Below are 17193 nucleotides of genomic sequence, written 5' to 3'. Positions count from 1 at the left end.
CAACCCGGCGCCCTGCCCGCTACATATCGCGGGAACCGACAGGGAGAACGCGATGAACGGCGAACGCAAGGTGCTGCGGGTCAGCGGCCCGGATGCGGAACATTTCCTCCAGGGCCTGGTGACCAACGATGTGGCGCGCCTGAAGGACGGGCTGGTCTATGCCGCGCTGCTGACGCCGCAGGGCAAGTACCGGGCCGATTTCTTTCTGGTGCCGGCGGGTGCGGATATTCTGATCGACGTCGATGCGGATCTGGCGGGCGATCTGCTGCGCGCGCTGTCGATGTACAAGCTGCGTGCCAAGGTGGAGGTCGCCGAAACCGGTCTGGCGGTGACGCGGGGCACCGGTGCGCCGCCCGAGGGCGCCTTTGTCGATCCGCGCGATCCGCGCCTGGGCTGGCGCGGCTATGACGGCCAGCCCGGCGAGCCCGCCGACTGGGACGCGCTGCGCGTCGCGGCCTGCGTGCCGGAAAGCGGAATCGAGCTGACCCCCGACACCTTCATATTGGAAGCCGGGTTCGAGCGGCTGAACGGGGTCGATTTCCACAAGGGCTGCTATGTCGGTCAGGAGGTGACCGCCCGGATGAAGCACAAGACCGAGCTGCGCAAGGGGCTGGCCATCGTCGCGGTCTCGGGCAGCGCCCCGGCCGGCACCGAGATCCTGGCCGGCGAGAAACCGGCCGGCGTGCTTTATACCCAGTCGGGCGGGCATGGCATCGCCTTCCTGCGCTTCGACCGGGCGGTGGGAGACCTGCGCGCGGGCGACGCCGCGCTCCGCTACAAGCCGTGACGCCCGACCGGCTGTCGCGCGTCTTCGGGGCCGCGCCGGCCTCGGTGCAGCGGTTGCAGGGCGGCGATCTGTCGGAGGTGATGAAACTCACGCTGACCGACGGGCGGCAAATGGCGGTCAAGCGCGGGGCGCGGGTTGCCACCGAAGCGCGCATGCTGAGCGCCATGGCCGCCGCCGGCGCGCCGGTGCCGCGCGTGCTCTATCAGTCGGAAGACCTGCTCTGTCTGGAATGGCTCGAAGAGACCCGGCCCTCGCCCGCCGGCTGGCGGGCGCTGGGAAAGGGGCTGCGCCGCCTGCATGACGAGACCGGGCGCCCCTATGGCTGGCCCGAGGATTATGCCTTCGGCCCGCTGCCCATCGCAAACGGCGCGCTGGCGGACTGGCCGGTATTCTGGGCCCGGCGCCGGCTGCTGCCGTTCCTGCCGGCTCTGCCCCCGGCGCTGGCCCGGCGGCTCAAGGCTCTGGCCCGCGCGCTGCCCGAGCGCCTGCCCGCCGCACCCGCCGCAGCATTGCTGCATGGCGACCTCTGGGCCGGCAACGCGCTTTTCGGCGCAGAGACCGCCTGGATGATCGACCCGGCCTGCTATCGCGGGCATGGCGAGGTGGACCTCGCCATGCTCGAGCTTTTCGGAACGCCGCCCGCGGCCTTCTGGCAGGGCTATGGGCCCGAGGCGCCGGGGCGGGCCGCGCGGCGCCCGATCTATCAGCTTTACCCGGCGCTCGTGCATTTCCGACTGTTCGGCGCGGGGTATCAGAGCCTCGTGGCCCGGCTGCTGGGCGACGCCGGGATCTGAGCGCGGGCAAATCTCTTGAAAGAGATTTGCAAGATCCTTCGAAGGATCTTGCCCCCTAGCCCAGCCGTTTTTCCAGAACCTCCACCGCCAGCGCGGCACCCGACTGCCGCATCAGCCCCGCCGAGGCGCCGTTGAACGCATGCACCATGGTGATCCAGCCCTCGCAGCCCGCCGCCCGGGCCTCCGCCTCGAACCGCGCCACCAGCCTGCGGCCGATGCCCCGCCGCCGCCACGAGGGCGCCACGGCGATATGATCCAGCACCGCCAGCCGCCGGGCGCGGTCCACCGCGCTGGCCGGCATGTCGCGGCGCTTCCACAGCAGATAGCCCCGGGGCACGCCCTCGGCGCGGTAGACCAGCGCCTGCGCGCCCTCTGCCATCTGCTGCGCCAGGAAGGCTGCCAGCGCGGTCTCGTCCGCCGCGTCGTGAAAGCGCTGCGGCACGCGCGCCACATGCAGCGCATTCAGTCCGCGCAACAGCGCGGCCACATGCGGCAGGTCGGTTTCGGTGAAATGGTCGATCATGAAAAGAGCCTCCTTTGGCTTGCCGCCGGAGGCCCTTGGTCACTTTCTTCTGTTACGCCCCCGGATCGCACGGGGACGGAACGGTCGGCGCGCGGGTTATGCGCGTTCCGAATATTCCATGGTTTCGGTGTTCACGACGATGTCTTCGTCCTGGCCCACGAAGGGCGGCACCATGACCTTGACACCATTGTCCAGAATCGCCGGCTTGAAGCTGTTGGCGGCCGTCTGGCCTTTGACCACCGGCTCGGTCTCGACAATCTTGCAGGTCACCTTCTGCGGCAGCGTGGCGTTCAGCGCCTCGCTTTCGTAGAACTCCACGACAATGGTCATGCCGTCCTGCAGGAACGGCCGGCGGTCGCCCAGGATGTCGGCCGGAAGCTGCACCTGGTCATAGGTTTCGGTATCCATGAAGACGAGCATGCCGGAATCTTCGTACAGGAACTGCATGTCCTTCTGTTCCAGACGCACGCGCTCGACCTTGTCGGCGGAACGGAAGCGTTCGTTCAGCTTCGATCCGTTGCGCAGGTTCTTCAGCTCGACCTGCGCAAAGGCGCCGCCCTTGCCGGGCTTCACATGGTCGACCTTGACCGCGGCCCAAAGGCCATCATTGTGCTCCAGAACGTTGCCGGGGCGGATCTCGTTTCCGTTGATCTTGGGCATGGGACTAAACTTTGGCCAAAGGTTGATGATTTCCTGGCCGCTCCTATATCTGGCCAGTGATGCCCGTGCAAGACAACGATATATCGTATGCGCACAAAGCAATCCATGCGCTGGGCGCATGGGAGACATGCGTTTCAAGTGTATCCGAATCAAACGGAATAGTTCATAACCCCACACACGCCCGAAAAGACAAGAGCAATAATCAAAGGTCGAAATATGAAAGATTTCGTGGATAGCACAGCCTTTAATGCCGAACAGGGCAACCGCGCGCGCAAGCTGTTTGCCGCCGTGGTTCTGGCTGCGCTCGACGACGCGATCGCCGACGACAAGAAATACGGCAACGGTCCCGAGCAAATCGCCCGCTGGGCGCGCTCGCGCGACGGCCGTGAAGTCCTGAGCTGCGCCGGGATCGACCCGAACGAGCGCGTGGTCTCCGGTCTGATGGAATTCGTCGGCAAGGGTGTGCGCACCTCCGTTGCGCTGTCGCGAGAGGAGAGCGAGCGCCGGAACGCCGCCGCAGCCGCCGACCGGGCCGAAGCCGCCTGATCCTCCGGCCCTCAAGGTCACCGGACCAAACGAAAGGCGCGCCCCGAGACGGGCGCGCCTTTCGGTTTTGCATACCTATGTGCCAGATCCGTGCCAGAGACCGGCACCAAGGCCCTCTCTGCAACGCGCACCAGAAGAGTGGGCGCTCCCTGCTCCCGTCCTCCGGTCGCGGAGTTGCGCGTCAGTCCAGATCCTGGCTGACGATCATCCGATGGATTTCGCGCCGCACCAGCTTGCGCACATTGCGCGTGATGCGTTCGCCCAGCGAGCCCTGCAACTCCTGACGGACAATCTCGGCGACCATATCGCGCAGGATGTCTTCATCAATCGCGCCCAGATCGTCGCTCCGCGCCGGCGGCTCGGCCTGCGCGCTGTCCGCGATCTCCGCCCGGGGGGCCGACTCGGCCTGCCAGGCCGGGCCGCGCAGAACATTGGCTGCGGGCTGAGGCGCGGGCTCCGGTTCCGTCTCGGCAGCCGGGGCCGGTTCCCCCGACGGGACAGGTTCGACAAATTTCTCTTCGGCGGGCTTCGCGTCGGTCGGGATCAGCCGATCCCAATCCATCGGCTCGGGCGGATGATGCACAAACGCGGCATTGCCGCCCTCGCCGGGCAGATCCGCCTCGTAACTGTCGGGACTGCGGGAAATCAGCGCTTCCAGCTCGGCAATCTTGCGGGCAAGCCCACCATCCCCGGTGTCAGTCTCGGGCTCGGCGCGCGGCGCCGCCTTCAGGACCGGTTCGGTGGCGGGAATCATGTCGGCGGACATCGCGGGCCAAATATCGTCGGAATCGCCGAGCAAAGCGCCCAGAGCCTCGTCCTCGGCATCCTCCTCATAGACCGGATCCTCTGTCGGTTCCGCGATGCGGCCAGAGGTCAGCGCCCGTGCCAGCTCGTCCTTGACGAGCGCTCCCAGCGTTGCGGGCCCTGCCACCGTCTCCTCTGCCCCGGTCGCCTCCGGCACCGGATCGGCCTGTGCCTCCGCCACGGCAGGCGCGGCCTCCGGCTCCGGCTCTGCGCCCGGGCTCTCCGGCGCGGGAACCGCCGTTGGAGAGGTCAGCAGCACCGGCGGTTCGGCAGACCCAGCGTCATTCACGGAGTCATCCTCGACGGTGCCGAATTCGGGCACGCGCTGCGCCGGGGTCAGCACCAGACGTTCGGGCTTGTCCTGTTTCTCACGGTTGGCCGGAGACGCTTTCGGACGCGCATCTTCAGAGACCAGCCGCCGGATAGAGGACAAGACGTCCTCGATTTCCACATTTGTTACGGGATCCGACATTCAATTCCCACTCTTGCCTCGGGGAAACTGTAGCCCGAGGCGCGATTCCAAACAACCGATGTGGAAAACCCTAGTTTTTCCCGAGGGCACGAAGGACACGCTCGAGATCTTCGCCCTGCTGGGACTTCACCGGAGCCGTCTTGACGAGGTTGTAATACTCCGCCGGATCGTAACGCGGCACTTCGAGCGCCAGCGCCTGGGCGGTCAACTGCCCCACCGAGGCCAGCACCGCATAGGCCGCCAGCGTCTCATCGACCTGCGACGAGATCAGCGCGGCGCGGGCGTCGAGCAGTTCCTGCTCGGCATCGAGCACATCCAGCGTGGTACGGGCGCCCAGGGTCGCCTCTTCGCGGATGCCGTTGAAGGCCACCTGCGCGGCGCGCACCTGTTCCTGCGAAGACCGCAGCGAAGCCTGATAGATGCCGAGCTGCGCATAGGCGCTGCCGACATTCTGCTCGACCGTCTGACCCTCGGTGTAAAGCTGCGCACGGGCGGCGTCTCGGTCGGCCATCGCCTGCCGCACGCCCGAGGCGAGCGCCCCGCCCTGATAGATCGGTCCCGTGACGCCGATCGCCACCGAGCCGCCCCGCGAGGCGGATTTCGAATCGAAGGATTCGGTGACGCCCCAGCTTCCCTGCACGGTGACGGTCGGCTCCATCCGGGCCTTGGCGATGTCGATGCCCAGCTCGTTGGCCGCAACCACATGCTTGAGCTGAATCATGTTGGGATGATCGCGCAGCGCCTGTGCCTTGGCGGTCTCGACCCCGCCGGGCAGACGCGGCAGGCTGCGCGGCGTCACCAGACCGTTCGGGTAATGCCCGATCACCGCCTTGTAGGTTTCGCGATTCACCATCAGCTCGCCTTCGGCGGCGGCCAGGGCGCTGCGCGCGGCGGCAAGGCGCGCCTCCGCGGCGGCCACGTCGGTGCGGGTCACCTCGCCCACCTCGAACCGGTCGCGCGCGGCGCGCAGCTCTTCGTTGATCACCCGCACGTTGTTGCGGCGCAGCGCCACGGTTTCGGTGGCCCGGCGCATCTCCATGAAGGCCGAGACGCCGTTATAAAGAACCTGCTGCTCGACCGAGACAAGCGCCGCGCGGGTCGCCAGAACCGCCTCGCGGGCGGCGTGAAAGCCCATGACCCGCGATCCGCCCGCATAAACCGTCAGCGATGCCAGAAGACTGGCGGTGGCGGTGGTGCTGGTGCTTCCGCGCCAGACCCAGTCGGTGGTGGTGACCGGCACCAGACCGACATAGCTTGTCTGCGACTCGAGGCTGCGCTGCGACCCATAGCTGCGCGTCACGTTCCCGGACCAGCTCAGCACCGGACGCAGCGAGGCGACGGCCTGGGCGACGTCTTCGTCGGCGGCCCGCAACACCGCGCGGTTCTGATCCAGCAGCCCGCTGGTGACATAGGCGCTGGAGAGCGCGCTCGCCAAGGTTTCGGCCGAAGCCGGCACCGTCGATACCGCCGCGAAGCAAAGCCCCGCCATCATTCCGAACACCGTCCTGCGCGCCATGACTGGCTCCCTCTGCCCGATTGCCGCCTGTTCGCGCCTCAGAGCGCGAAGGCCACTTCTTTTTCAAAACCCGGAAGTACCGGCGCTGCCGCGTTGAACGCGAAGCGCCAGGTGATCGCACCGTCGATCTTCCAGCCGATCCGGACCGTGCCAAGCGCCCCGTCCATGAACAGGCAGGCGATCCGGCCGCCATCCTTGAGCTGATCGGCGATCGCCGCCGGCAGCTCTCCGACCCCGCCCTCGATCACGATCGCGTCATAGGGGCCGTGCTCGGCCGCGCCCGCGGCCAACGGGCCGGTGTGCAGAATCACATTGTCGGCATGCTCGCCCAGAAGCGCCTGCGCCTCTTCGGCCAGCGCCTCGTCTTCCTCGACGGCGACTACCGCCTCGGCAATCCGCGCGATCACAGCCGCGGAGTAGCCCAGGCCGCTGCCCAGATCGAGCACGAGGTCATCATTGTCGAGGTTGAGCGCATCGAGCATCTTGGCCAATGTGCGCGGCTCCAGCACCACGCGACCGTCTGCAAGGCGCACATTGCGTCCGGCATAGGCGGCCTCGCGCCGTGCGTCCGGCACGAAGGCTTCGCGCGGAATTTTCAGCATGGCCTCGATGATCGGGAACTTGGTGACATCCGAGGGCCGGACCTGCGTATCCACCATCATCCGGCGGCGCGTGGCGAAGTCGGTCATCTGCTAAACTCTTCCGTTCAGTATCGACTGATCCGGTTGTGCCACACTTGTTCCGAGGCCGCAATGTCTCAGGCGCTCACAAATGCCGCGGCCCCCGCCGGAAACCGGCGGAGCGCCCGAAAGCCGGTCATCGCGCCCGTCGGCCGCCATGCATCGCATGGCCCGCCGCGCGCCCCGCGAGAAACGCATCGAGCAGCGCCCCCGACGCGGCGGGCGCGGGTCTGGGACGCGCCCGGACCGGCAGCACGAGCAGCAACGCACCCGGCACCGCATAACACAGACCGAGGACAAGCGCCGCGACCTCGGTGCCATGGGCGGCGGCCAGAACGCCCCATGCCGCCACGGTCAGGAAGGCGGCGGCAACGGCCAGGCAGAGCGCCCCGGCCAGCCGGCGCCTGCCCGTCAGCAGCCATGTTTCGATGTCCTGAAGCATAGTGGGCCTATCTGCGCGCGCCGAGATAGCCCACGAGAAAGCCAGCCGCCGCCGCGAGCCCCATCGCCTGGAACGGCGTCGCACGGATGCGCTCGGCGGCGCCGTCTTCGATCTCGGCGACTTTCCGGCCGGCGTCGCGCAGCGCCTCTTCGCCCTGCCCGCGCAGATCCTGTGCCCGGGTTTCAAGCGCCTCGCGCGCGGCCTTGCCGCGGCGCTGTCCGATCTCGCCGACCAGCTCGGCCAGCGAGGACAGATCTCCCCGCAGGGCGGCGATCTGATCGCTCAGCGCGTCGATGTCGCGCTGCACCGGATCCGCGCCTTTGCCGGCGCCATTTGCGGATGTCTGTGCCATGGTCGAATCTCCCGTCTGTTGTCGGTCGTCATGGCTTTAACGCGCTGCGTCCTCACAAGGTTCCGGTTCCCGCTTGACGCGCGCCGCGCCACGCCCTAGAGAGGCGCAGCTCTGGCGAGTTGGCGGAGTGGTGACGCAGCGGATTGCAAATCCGTGTACACCGGTTCGATTCCGGTACTCGCCTCCATTTACTTTCAAGCACTTGCGTCATCATAGCCTCCTTGAGAGTGCGACCGTTTACAGGTCGGTTTACAGTTTTGTTCCATTTTTTGCCTTCTGGGCAGCTTCCAGCGCCCGCTTCACACGGTCAGTTTCGTCTTCGGAAATCACCGCATAATGCTCGATGACTTGGCTGGCGTAGCGAATGCTCCAGCCCATGTATGACGCGATATCGTTCAGCCCCAGCCCCGCCTCCAGCAGCCGCGTTGCCGCCGTGCCGCGCGCGTCGTAGAGCCGAAGATCGAACCCCTTGGCCTCAGGCGTCAGCTCTGGGATACGGTTGCGCCATCGGCTCACCGCCTTTGAAGCGCTCTCCGCATCGAGCTTTTGCCCCTTGTCCCCCACGAGGATCAGCATTCGGTCACTTGGCGTCGCATCCAACAATGCTGCGAGCTTTTGGGATACTGGAATTGTCGCGATCTTGCTGCGCTTGTTCGTACGCACGCGCAACCTTCGACCATGTCGCGTCTCGTGAATGTGCCCACGGTTGAGCCCCGCCAGATCGCCGGGGCGCAACCCCGTTTCACAGGCACAAATCAGTATGCGGCGAGCGTATTCGGGGGCAGCTCGGCAAAAGAGATCAACGTCGGCGGGTGTCCAGACAATCTCGGCCCGATCCGCCTCATAGACCTTTGGCAACTTGTGGCAGAAGTGGCGGCTGATCTTACCGTTGTTCTCAGCCCAGTTCAGGAACCTCGTAACAACCGTTCCGCAATAATCGAACTGTTTGGGCGAGTGCGCCCACTGTTGCCGCCATTCAGATACCTCACCGCGCGACTCCGGCTCGGCGAACATGGCAAACGGGTCGTCAGAGAACTCTTCCTGAAATCGCAGCATCCATTTTTTGTAGTCTTTCTGGGTACGCGGCTTCGTGCTGAGGAACTCGGCGGAGTCGAGGAACTGATCAACAACAGTCTTTGTAAAGTTGCGCGGCTCGGTCGGTCTCGCCGCATGGGTCGAAAAGGCCGCAATGTACTCAACCCCATGCTTTGGAAAGCTCATATCGCTTGACCAGAAGCAAGGACCGCCGCGCCAAGCATAATGCCGCTCTCGATACGTGCCATTCGCCAGCTTGCGCCTGACACGGTGTACGCCTTTCAATTCAATTCTTGCCACGTCGCGCTCTCCTGATCGCGACGAAACTTTCTTTGCCTGGGCCAGCCATGTCCTGACGGACCAACCCTTGAGCTTCGTCTAATCGAGCGCGGACCAACTTAGGGTCGTAAAACCCGCGTCGGCCAGGCACTGGGGTAATGCGCATTTGGCTACACCAATCCCGGAACGCGTTGTTCACGCCGGAATAACCGAGCGACTGGGCCAGCTCCTCACCAGTGACCAACTCAATCATGGCCGCCCTCCTCTAAGGGAACAGCTTCTGCTTCTGGCTGCAACAGCACTGCTAAATGCTTGGGATTCAAAAGCATTGCGCGGCCCAGTGACAGGTATTGTCCCGTTTCACGCGCCTTTGCCCGCAACGTTCGCGCCGAAACGTGCGCACCTTGCTGCCGCAGCATTGCGCACCACTCTTCCGGCGTTTTGGCTCCATCCACAACTGTCTGCATGTACGCCTCCTGAACTGCATGTAACTACACGTTTTTGCGGTCAAGCATCACAAGTCCAGAATTGTCAGCGTGTCTTTTCACTCAAGCTTAAAAACGGTAGAATACTGCCTATTTGCTAAAGGTATGAAAGTTCAACATGTCCTCCTCCCACCACCAAGGCTGGCACACGCGTCGGCAGCGCCAGAAGACTCGTCAGCAACAGAGGGATATCTGGCAACAAGATGCCACTGAAGCCCGCAAGGAGGCCCGCCGAGGACTGGACCTTGCGGCGGGCCTAAAGGCATATCGCAAATTTTTAGGACTGACCCAAGCCCGGTTCGGGTGCGAGTTCGGTTACTCTGAAAAGTCGATACGGGATTACGAGGCCGGCATTCGTGATGTGCCCGGAGCCCTCATTTCCAAGATCCTGCTACGCGGTGACACTGAACTGCACTCGCTCTTCAACGTCAAACCCGACCCTGTCCCTCGACACATAAAATCGGCCATATTTCAACGCCTTCTCGAAGCGACAAGGTATTTTCAAAAGAAAAATCTGTATGATCTATTTGACGCACAAGATGACATTATTGAGATTGGCTTCGAGCTGAAGCACTTCGGCGCTGACCAAGATAGCGTTGTTCAAGATCGTGTTGATCAGGCCTGGCAAAGCATCGACGCCATGTACAAGAACGGATGGCTTGGACACGCAAATGTGGAATGGGAACAAGAGGCATTGGAAAAGCAGCTAGAGAGCGAAAAGCGTCGCCAACTCCGTCAGCGGCGGATCAAAAAACGCGCCGCTACTCTTCAAGGCAACTCTGGCAGCCCAAGTTCCTGAAGAAACGCATTGTGTTCCGCCTTCGCCGCCGAGATCTTCTCCTCCAAGCCCTTTAGCCGCTGATTGGTCTTGATCAGATCAATTTCTTTCTCGGCTTCGGCTATGCTGACATACCGGGCAATGTTGAGATTGAAGCCCTTTTCTTCGATCTCGTCCATCTCAACCCGCCGAGAATAGCGGTCGTCTTCTTTCCGAAACTGATACGTTTCAATGATGTCTCGAATGTGCTCAGGTGCCAATTGGTTCTGACGCTTGCCCTTCTTGAACCGATCCGGCCCCGTGGCATTGATGAACAAGACGTCGTCGAATTTCTTGCACTTCTTCAACACCAGAATGCAGACGGGGATACCTGTCGAGAAGAAAAGGTTCGCAGGCAAGCCGATCACGGCGTCGATATGCCCGTCCTTCAGGAGCTTTGTTCTGATCCGTTCCTCGGCCCCGCCTCTGAACAAAACGCCATGCGGCAGGATGATCGCCATGGTGCCTTCATCTTTGAGGTAGTGGAAGCCATGGAGGAGAAATGCAAAATCAGCGGCAGACTTTGGCGCAAGACCATAGTTCTTGAAGCGTGCATCCTCACCAAGGGCCTCTGAGGGGTCCCAGCGATAGCTGAAGGGCGGGTTTGCGACTACCGCATCGAAGCGCGGCATCTTGGCGGGATTTGCCTCCCTCAGCATGTCCCAGTCATTGGTTAGGGTGTCACCGTGGAAAATCTCGAACTCGGTATCCTTGACCCCATGCAACAACATGTTCATCCGGGCTAGGTTGTAGGTCGTGATGTTACGTTCTTGGCCGTAGATCTTGCCGATGCCGCGCGGCCCAAGCTGGTTACGCACGTTCAGCAACAGGGACCCCGAACCACAGGCGAAATCGAACACACTGTCGATGTGATCCTTCTTGCCAAGCGCGGGGTCTTGGCTATCCAGGGCGACGATCTCTGACAAGATGCTTGAGACTTGTTGCGGCGTGTAAAACTCGCCTGCCTTCTTGCCCGATCCGGCGGCGAATTCGCCGATCAGGTATTCGTAGGCATCGCCCAAGGTGTCGTTGTCGGTCGAGAACCCGACCAACCCTTTGGCGATCTCCTTGATGATGCTGCACAGCTTTGTGTTGCGCTCGGTGTACCCCTTGCCCAGCTTTTCCGAGTCCAGATTGATCTCGGAAAACAGCCCGTCGAAGGTGCTGGAGAATGACTCGTTCTCGATGAACTTGAAGCCCGCCTTGAGCTTGGTTAGCAGGTCATTGTGCCCCACCCGCGCCATTTCGGCGATGCTGGCCCAAAGGTGCTCCGGTTTGATCACATAGTGTGTCTTGCGGCGCATCAGCGCTTCAAAGGCATCGACGTCGCCTTCGTTTTGTTCATACCAGACGGACAGAGGCGTGCGGCGGTCATCCTTTTCCAATGCAGGATAGTCGCGCCCAAGTTCGCGCTCTGCGGCCGCCTCGTAGTTGTCGGACAGGTAGCGCAGGAAAAGGAAGGACAGCATGTAATCGCGGAAGTCGTCCGCGTTCATCGCGCCGCGCAGGGTGTTGGCAATGTTCCAGAGCGTCTTGCCCAGTTCTTGTTGTTCTTGATCGGTCATTGGGCTGGCTCTTTCTGCTTGATGATCTCGGGCAGCTCGAAGCGATATCGTTCGAGGAACGCTTTGAAGATGTCTTTGAACAGGTCTTTGTTGTCGCCCACCATATCGCGCGGCTCATAGATCGAGTACTTGCCATGGCTCAGCAGGTTCAGGGCGCGTGAGTAAAGGGCTTCGTCGTCGATCCCGTGGATGCAGGCCGAGAAATCCTTGTATCCGAAGAACGTTGCGGTTTTCTCAAGGATGCTGCGCATCATGTTGAAATGGTGCGTGTAGAGCTGGTCGCTTTCGACGGCCATCTGCAATTCGCTTAGCATGGCGACATGGTGGAAGAACGGCGTTTCGTCGGTCGTGCGCAGGGTATGCAGCTCGACACCCTGTGGCCGGTGGTAGAAGTAGGCCTTGTGCTTGACCTTCTTCAGCTCGTTCCACATGACGTTGAAGAACAGGCTGTGATGGGTCGAAACCACCGATTTCGCTCGGTCCTTCCCGGATTTCAGCAGCTGGGCCAGATCACTGGCGACGGCAATTGCGTTGTTGTCGTCGAGGGACGAGATCGGGTCATCAACATAAATGTGCTTCACCCACTTGTAAGCCTCGTGGTTGTCGAGAACGAGCTGGCAGATCGCCAGGAAAACACACCAAATGAAGAGGTTCTGCTCGCCGCGCGAAACCTTGATGTTCTCGGTGGCATCGCGGTAGAAAATCACACGCCAGTTTTCATAGTCGATCCGAAAATTGAAGCTGGCATAGCGTTCAAGAAAACTGAAAATCCGCTCCTCCAGATCGAGCGACTGGAAATCCTCGAAAAATGCCGAGGCACTGTTGATGTTCAGATAGCGGTTTTCGTCGCCATCCAGATCGTTGTCCCAGACGAACAGGTCTTCGGTGAAGGCGTTGAAATAGAGCGTGTCGCGCTCGCCCTTCTTCTTGGCCACATCCTTGAACGCCATCGACAGACGGGTCTTGCCCGTGCCGTTATAGGCGAAAAGCAAGACAAAGCTGTGATCATTCAGATCGTCCCGGATGCGGGTGACGAGCTTGTCGATGGACTTGTACTCGTACAGTTTCGGCGTGTTCGTCATCCGTCCACCTCATCGAGGGCGGGGAAGAGCTGTTGGAGCAGGCCAAGTTTGTGCAATCTCAAGCGCTCGATGCGATTTTCCTGCGATTCCATCAGGTTGTCCGCAGCCGTGAGAACCTTTGATACCTTCAATCGTTCACTCGGATTGCGCGGCATTCTTAGCTTGATGGATTTGACGATTTCACCCGAAATGTTCCCCTGCCCACCTTGAATATAGGTGTTCACAATCCACTGCTTTAAGTGCGACCAGTACTGAGCAACAAATTCGCTGTCAGGGCCAACCTGGAGACAGATGATTGCTTGGTTAATTGCCCCCGCGATCTTGGAGACGGCAACTTCGCCGCTATTGGCACCGTAGAGAGCGATCAATACGTCGCCGGGTGCCACCAGCTTTGCTGCTGAATTTGTCAAACCCTCAGGGGTAAGAAATAGCTCCGTCCTCTCAAGCGCGATTTCGGCAGATCGGATAAAAGGAATTTCGCCTCCGTAGTATTCATCACGCGAGGTAGGAGGCGTGCCACCACTGAAAGGCTTGCATAGTTGATCAATCCGCGTTTCTTCCCAGGCACCTTCGTTTGCAAACTCTGGGAAACGGCGCTTTGGCAGGTCTTCCCCTTCGGTGGGGAAAAGCTGCTGCATCAGCCCTTGCTTGTGGTCCCTGAGCGCTTCGAGCTTTTCGGTTTCCGCCTCGATTAGGGCGTCAATCGAGGCAAGGCATTCGGCGATCCGCTCCTGCTCCTCAAAGTTGGGCGGAAATGGAAGCTGAACGCCGTAGAATTGGCTAGCGTTCAGGTTGAGCAAGCCATTGCTGCGAGCCCCGCTGGTGATGTGCGCTGCCAACTGCCGACCGTGGGTGTTCCGGTCAAACAGCCCTTTGAGAAAGGTGGGGTCGTATCCGTCTTTGAGCTTGAAGCATATGAACGCACTGGATGCCGCGACTTCGTCGAATTCGTGGAGCTGGCATACATAACCTTGCGGAAAACTCTTCGAGTTTCCCTTGTTATAGGCGAAATCGCCTCGCCGCAGGTAAGTGTAGTTCTTGTATTGCTCGCCAGAAATATCACGCCCGAACTTGTCGGCTTGTGGCACAAACCCGACGCCAGCGGTGATACTGACAGGCGTAATTTTGTGTTCCCCGACCTTTTCCTTGATGGGTTCAGAAATCTCGCCGATGGTCTCGGTATGCCAAGCGCCATCTTCCCCGAACTCTGGAAACCGGACTGTTGGTCGGAGGTCAGGCTGACCGTTCCCGTTCTTTTCGCCTGCCCGCCTCATTGCTCATACGCCCCAAGACCGGCGATCTCGCGCCCGTGGGCGCGCTTCTGCAACAGCGGGATCAGGTCTTCCATCAAGGCCAGCTCTTTCTGTGTCCTTGCCTTCCAGCCCAGATCGAGCGGGGCCAGAAGATCGCTCAGCGCCTCCCCATCAAAGATCATCCGCCGCAGGATGGCATCGACAAACGCCTGCAAGGCAGCGACATCCAACTCGTGCTTGTCCGCGATGGCCGCAAGCGCCTTGGCGTTCTTCTCGGCTTTGAATTTTTCGAACTCTTCGCGGATCGCCTTTTCGTTCAGCCCCTCGCCCACGGTCAGCGTGTCGATATAGGCTGCGATCTCCTCGCGGTCATCAAGGAACTTGGCATCCGACTGGATCAGCCCAATCAGCTGCGCGCGGGTCATCTTCTGTTTGCCCGGCTGCTGCTGCGAATAATCCGCGATCAGCCCCATGATGTAGTCATAGTCGATCACCGCCGAGGCGAAGAGCACGAACTCGAAATCGAGCTGATCGACATCTTCGGGGGTCTTGTCCGGCCCCTTGTCCTGCTGACCCTTCAGCCGCTGCGCGGTGTCCAGATAGACACCCCGGAAGCCCTGAAGTTGTTCCTTGGGCATGACATCTTCGATGGTCGCTTTGTCCTCGGGCGACAGGTCGGTGTATTGGTCGATCTGGGTGTTCAGCCGCTGGACCTCTTTGAAGAGGTTGATGAACTGGCTACGCGCCGCGTCGCCCCTGAGGTTAGGAACCTCCTCCGGCGCACAGGTCAGGCCCTGCGATTGCATGAAGTCATCTAGGGTCTTCACCGCTGTCTTGAGCTTGTCGATGGCAACCGGGGCCGTGTCAGCCAGCCAGATTTCCTTGGGAGGCCTGCTGGACTCCCCCGAGAACATTGTGATGGCTTTGTTTACGGCGTCTTGTTGCTGGCGGAAATCAAGGATGTTGCCGTATGGCTTTGTGTCATTCAGCACGCGGTTGGTACGCGAGAAGGCCTGGATCAGGCCGTGATGTTTGAGGTTCTTATCGACGTAGAGGGTGTTCAGGTACTTCGAGTCAAAGCCCGTGAGCAGCATATCGACGACAATGGTGATGTCGATCTTGTACCAGTGGGCCAAGTCCTGGTTCGGGAACTGCTGGTCTTTGATCCGCTTCTGAACATCCTGATAATACAGGTCGAATTCGTTGATGCTGTAATTGGCCCCGAATTGTTCGTTGTAGGCCGCGATGATTGCCTTCAACGCTTCCTTCTTCTTGTTCGGCTCGACGGCGTTGTCGGCCTTTTCCTGGGGCAGGTCTTCTTGCAACTGCTTGACGTCCTTGCTGCCTTCGGCAGGAGGCGAGAACACGGCGGCGACGTTCAGCGGCACGAAATCGGGATCAGCGGCTAGGCGTTCCGCCTGGATGGTCTTGAACAAGCCATGGTACTCGATGGCGTCATTAATCGAGGCCGTCGCCAGAACCGCGTTGAAGCGGCGACTCGCCGTTACCGCGTCATGCTTTTCAAGGATCGTTTCCACGACCTTGCGCTTCTGCACCGTGTCACCAGCTGCCTTCGCGCCCTTCCCATCGGGCTTGAAGTAGTCGACGTGGAAGCGAAGGACGTTCCGATCTTCAATGGCGTGGGTGATCGTGTAGGCGTGCAGCTGTTGCTGAAAAATGTCATCGGTCGTGACATAGGAGGCCTGTTCGCCGTCTATCTGCTGATATGACGCGTTTTCATCGAAAATTGGCGTTCCGGTGAAACCAAAGAGTTGAGCATTGGGGAAGAACTCTTTGATCGCGCGATGATTTTCGCCAAACTGGGAGCGATGGCACTCATCGAAAATGAAGACGACGCGTTTGTCGCTGAGCGGCGCGAGGCGCTCCTTGTAGTTCTTCTTGTTCGTGCCATCCAGAGCCAGTCCCAGCTTCTGGATTGTCGTTACGATCACTTTGTCCGCGATGTCGTCGGAGAGCAGCCGACGGACAAGAGTCTCCGTGTTGGTGTTTTCCTCAACGCAGCCTTCTTGGAAGCGGTTGAACTCCTCGCGGGTCTGCCGGTCGAGGTCTTTTCGATCCACCACGAACAGGCACTTCTCAATCTCGGGGTTGTCCTTGAGGAGCGTCGAGGCCTTGAACGACGTCAGGGTCTTGCCGCTGCCGGTCGTGTGCCAGATGTACCCGTTTCCGCAGTTCTGCTGGATGCAATCGACAATCGCCTTGACGGCGTAGATTTGGTACGGGCGCATCATCAGGAGCTTTTGCTCGCTCGCGACCAAAACCATGTATCGGCTGATCATCTGCCCCAGAGTGCATTTCGCCAAGAATTTCTCGGCGAACTGGTCGAGGTGCGTGATCTTCCTATTATCTTCACTGGCGTATTGATAAAGCGGCAGAAAGCGCTCATCCGCGTTGAAGCTGAAATGACGGCTATTGTTGTTCGCAAAATACCAGGTGTCGCTACGGTTGCTGACGACAAACAGCTGTAGGAAGCACAGCAAGGTTTTGCCATAGCCATTCCCAGGATCGTTTTTGTAATCGACGATCTGCTGCATCGCACGACGCGGACTGATCGTGAGAGTTTTTAGTTCAATTTGCACCACCGGAACGCCGTTGATCAAAAGGATCGCGTCATACCGATGGTGGCTGTTTTCGGTGTTTATGCGGAGCTGGTTGATGACCTCGAAGTGGTTTTTGCACCAGTCCTTGGTATTGACCAAAGTATAATCCAGGGGCGTGCCATCTTCGCGCTCTAGCGTATTCTTTTCTCGCAACATTCGCGCCGCGGCAAAAACGTCGGGAGTAATAATTTCCTCCAAGAGGCGCGCAAACTCAGCATCCGTCAATTTGACACGATTGAGCTTCTCAAAGTGGAAACGAAAATTATTCTTCAGTGCGTCCAGGTCACGAATATCGCCCCTATATTCGTACTTTAGCTCCTGTAACTTCCGGAGCAAATCCAACTCAATTTCGTTCTCTTTCATTCGCCCACCGCCCCAACACAACGCTTGCAGGTGTTTCCTGTCGTTTGCTTACAGATAGCAGCAGTTTCTCGCAGTTGCAGCCCCTATCGAACGACCATCGGCACATACCGAATTTAC

Annotated in this window: 18 protein-coding genes and 1 tRNA gene; 5 read left to right on the top strand and 14 right to left on the bottom strand. The window is 60.6% G+C overall.

All coding sequences use genetic code 11. The annotated features are described in order from the left end of the window. The first annotated feature begins 52 nt into the window (after positions 1-52). Both ygfZ and M4578_RS18875 read left to right on the top strand, forming a co-directional pair. Positions 53-787, top strand: coding sequence for a CAF17-like 4Fe-4S cluster assembly/insertion protein YgfZ (ygfZ, locus tag M4578_RS18880; protein ID WP_258094852.1), 735 nt, complete (start codon positions 53-55; stop codon positions 785-787). After that, positions 784-1581, top strand: a complete 798-nt coding sequence (locus tag M4578_RS18875) for a fructosamine kinase family protein (protein WP_258094851.1) — start codon at positions 784-786, stop codon at positions 1579-1581. The genes ygfZ and M4578_RS18875 overlap by 4 nt, the downstream gene beginning before the upstream one ends. A 55-nt stretch (positions 1582-1636) precedes the next feature. Here the strand turns inward: M4578_RS18875 and M4578_RS18870 are convergent, their stop codons facing one another. Next, on the bottom strand, positions 1637-2104 hold the full coding sequence (locus M4578_RS18870; protein WP_258094850.1) for a GNAT family N-acetyltransferase: 468 nt from the start codon (positions 2102-2104) through the stop codon (positions 1637-1639). A 96-nt stretch (positions 2105-2200) separates the two neighbouring features. Further along, positions 2201-2764 carry an elongation factor P gene (efp, locus tag M4578_RS18865; protein ID WP_258094849.1) on the bottom strand — a complete coding sequence of 188 codons (564 nt, stop codon included), beginning with the start codon at positions 2762-2764 and terminating at the stop codon, positions 2201-2203. 216 nt (positions 2765-2980) lie between these two features. Between efp and M4578_RS18860 the strand changes: the two genes are divergently transcribed. Further along, positions 2981-3310 carry a DUF6280 family protein gene (locus M4578_RS18860; RefSeq protein WP_258094848.1) on the top strand — a complete coding sequence of 110 codons (330 nt, stop codon included), beginning with the start codon at positions 2981-2983 and terminating at the stop codon, positions 3308-3310. Between the two features lie 181 nt (positions 3311-3491). Here the strand turns inward: M4578_RS18860 and M4578_RS18855 are convergent, their stop codons facing one another. The 5 genes from M4578_RS18855 to M4578_RS18835 form a co-directional block, all read right to left on the bottom strand. After that, on the bottom strand, positions 3492-4586 hold the full coding sequence (locus tag M4578_RS18855; RefSeq protein ID WP_258094847.1) for a hypothetical protein: 1095 nt from the start codon (positions 4584-4586) through the stop codon (positions 3492-3494). 70 nt (positions 4587-4656) lie between these two features. Then, entirely contained in the window at positions 4657-6102 is a 1446-nt protein-coding gene (locus M4578_RS18850) for a TolC family outer membrane protein (protein WP_258094846.1), read from the bottom strand. Between the two features lie 38 nt (positions 6103-6140). Next, positions 6141-6791 (bottom strand): protein-L-isoaspartate O-methyltransferase family protein, encoded by a 651-nt coding sequence (locus M4578_RS18845; RefSeq protein WP_258094845.1) that lies wholly within the window; start codon positions 6789-6791, stop codon positions 6141-6143. 127 nt (positions 6792-6918) lie between these two features. Continuing rightward, positions 6919-7224: a hypothetical protein gene (locus tag M4578_RS18840; protein WP_258094844.1), complete on the bottom strand. Its 306-nt coding sequence runs from the start codon at positions 7222-7224 to the stop codon at positions 6919-6921. Positions 7225-7231: 7 nt separating this feature from the next. Next, complete coding sequence (locus tag M4578_RS18835; RefSeq protein ID WP_258094843.1) at positions 7232-7576, bottom strand: ElaB/YgaM/YqjD family protein; 345 nt, start codon at positions 7574-7576, stop codon at positions 7232-7234. A gap of 113 nt (positions 7577-7689) precedes the next feature. Between M4578_RS18835 and M4578_RS18830 the strand changes: the two genes are divergently transcribed. Then, positions 7690-7763, top strand: a tRNA-Cys gene (locus M4578_RS18830). Between the two features lie 62 nt (positions 7764-7825). Here M4578_RS18830 and M4578_RS18825 read toward each other — a convergent pair. Genes M4578_RS18825 through M4578_RS18815 form a run of 3 tightly spaced genes read right to left on the bottom strand, consistent with a single transcriptional unit; the run spans position 7826 to position 9357 of the window. Then, entirely contained in the window at positions 7826-8911 is a 1086-nt protein-coding gene (locus M4578_RS18825) for a tyrosine-type recombinase/integrase (RefSeq protein ID WP_258094842.1), read from the bottom strand. After that, entirely contained in the window at positions 8898-9143 is a 246-nt protein-coding gene (locus tag M4578_RS18820) for a hypothetical protein (protein ID WP_258094841.1), read from the bottom strand. The genes M4578_RS18825 and M4578_RS18820 overlap by 14 nt, the downstream gene beginning before the upstream one ends. Further along, positions 9136-9357 carry a hypothetical protein gene (locus tag M4578_RS18815; protein ID WP_258094840.1) on the bottom strand — a complete coding sequence of 74 codons (222 nt, stop codon included), beginning with the start codon at positions 9355-9357 and terminating at the stop codon, positions 9136-9138. Before M4578_RS18815 ends, M4578_RS18820 begins: the two co-directional genes overlap by 8 nt. A gap of 136 nt (positions 9358-9493) precedes the next feature. Between M4578_RS18815 and M4578_RS18810 the strand changes: the two genes are divergently transcribed. Continuing rightward, positions 9494-10174 carry a helix-turn-helix domain-containing protein gene (locus tag M4578_RS18810; RefSeq protein WP_258094839.1) on the top strand — a complete coding sequence of 227 codons (681 nt, stop codon included), beginning with the start codon at positions 9494-9496 and terminating at the stop codon, positions 10172-10174. Here the strand turns inward: M4578_RS18810 and M4578_RS18805 are convergent. From M4578_RS18805 to M4578_RS18790, 4 genes are read right to left on the bottom strand one after another with little or no spacing between them, the layout of a single operon-like run. Beyond that, the gene (locus M4578_RS18805; RefSeq protein ID WP_258094838.1) at positions 10144-11757 is read right to left on the bottom strand and encodes a type I restriction-modification system subunit M; all 1614 of its coding nucleotides are present in this window, start codon (positions 11755-11757) and stop codon (positions 10144-10146) included. The genes M4578_RS18810 and M4578_RS18805 overlap by 31 nt on opposite strands. Then, positions 11754-12839: an AAA family ATPase gene (locus M4578_RS18800; RefSeq protein ID WP_258094837.1), complete on the bottom strand. Its 1086-nt coding sequence runs from the start codon at positions 12837-12839 to the stop codon at positions 11754-11756. The genes M4578_RS18805 and M4578_RS18800 overlap by 4 nt, the downstream gene beginning before the upstream one ends. Then, entirely contained in the window at positions 12836-14113 is a 1278-nt protein-coding gene (locus tag M4578_RS18795; RefSeq protein ID WP_258094836.1) for a restriction endonuclease subunit S, read from the bottom strand. The genes M4578_RS18800 and M4578_RS18795 overlap by 4 nt, the downstream gene beginning before the upstream one ends. Further along, a complete protein-coding gene (locus M4578_RS18790) occupies positions 14110-17076 on the bottom strand; it encodes a type I restriction endonuclease subunit R (RefSeq protein WP_258094835.1) in 2967 nt (988 codons plus the stop codon). The genes M4578_RS18795 and M4578_RS18790 overlap by 4 nt, the downstream gene beginning before the upstream one ends. Between the last annotated feature and the right edge of the window lie 117 nt (positions 17077-17193).

It is taken from the genome of Salipiger pentaromativorans (genome assembly GCF_024721115.1).
Classification (GTDB): Bacteria; Pseudomonadota; Alphaproteobacteria; order Rhodobacterales; family Rhodobacteraceae; genus Salipiger; species Salipiger pentaromativorans.
Note: the sequence above shows the minus strand (reverse complement) of the source record. Positions and strands in the feature narration are given on the sequence as shown.

Excerpts from the sequence above, each read along its gene's own strand:
- ygfZ (WP_258094852.1), top strand. The coding sequence starts at position 53 with ATGAACGGCGAACGCAAGGTGCTGCGGGTCAGCGGCCCGGATGCGGAA.
- M4578_RS18870 (WP_258094850.1), bottom strand. The coding sequence starts at position 2,104 with ATGATCGACCATTTCACCGAAACCGACCTGCCGCATGTGGCCGCGCTG.
- efp (WP_258094849.1), bottom strand. The coding sequence starts at position 2,764 with ATGCCCAAGATCAACGGAAACGAGATCCGCCCCGGCAACGTTCTGGAG.
- M4578_RS18860 (WP_258094848.1), top strand. The coding sequence starts at position 2,981 with ATGAAAGATTTCGTGGATAGCACAGCCTTTAATGCCGAACAGGGCAAC.
- M4578_RS18855 (WP_258094847.1), bottom strand. The coding sequence starts at position 4,586 with ATGTCGGATCCCGTAACAAATGTGGAAATCGAGGACGTCTTGTCCTCT.
- M4578_RS18850 (WP_258094846.1), bottom strand. The coding sequence starts at position 6,102 with ATGGCGCGCAGGACGGTGTTCGGAATGATGGCGGGGCTTTGCTTCGCG.
- M4578_RS18845 (WP_258094845.1), bottom strand. The coding sequence starts at position 6,791 with ATGACCGACTTCGCCACGCGCCGCCGGATGATGGTGGATACGCAGGTC.
- M4578_RS18840 (WP_258094844.1), bottom strand. The coding sequence starts at position 7,224 with ATGCTTCAGGACATCGAAACATGGCTGCTGACGGGCAGGCGCCGGCTG.
- M4578_RS18835 (WP_258094843.1), bottom strand. The coding sequence starts at position 7,576 with ATGGCACAGACATCCGCAAATGGCGCCGGCAAAGGCGCGGATCCGGTG.
- M4578_RS18820 (WP_258094841.1), bottom strand. The coding sequence starts at position 9,143 with ATGATTGAGTTGGTCACTGGTGAGGAGCTGGCCCAGTCGCTCGGTTAT.
- M4578_RS18815 (WP_258094840.1), bottom strand. The coding sequence starts at position 9,357 with ATGCAGACAGTTGTGGATGGAGCCAAAACGCCGGAAGAGTGGTGCGCA.
- M4578_RS18810 (WP_258094839.1), top strand. The coding sequence starts at position 9,494 with ATGTCCTCCTCCCACCACCAAGGCTGGCACACGCGTCGGCAGCGCCAG.
- M4578_RS18805 (WP_258094838.1), bottom strand. The coding sequence starts at position 11,757 with ATGACCGATCAAGAACAACAAGAACTGGGCAAGACGCTCTGGAACATT.
- M4578_RS18800 (WP_258094837.1), bottom strand. The coding sequence starts at position 12,839 with ATGACGAACACGCCGAAACTGTACGAGTACAAGTCCATCGACAAGCTC.
- M4578_RS18795 (WP_258094836.1), bottom strand. The coding sequence starts at position 14,113 with ATGAGGCGGGCAGGCGAAAAGAACGGGAACGGTCAGCCTGACCTCCGA.
- M4578_RS18790 (WP_258094835.1), bottom strand. The coding sequence starts at position 17,076 with ATGAAAGAGAACGAAATTGAGTTGGATTTGCTCCGGAAGTTACAGGAG.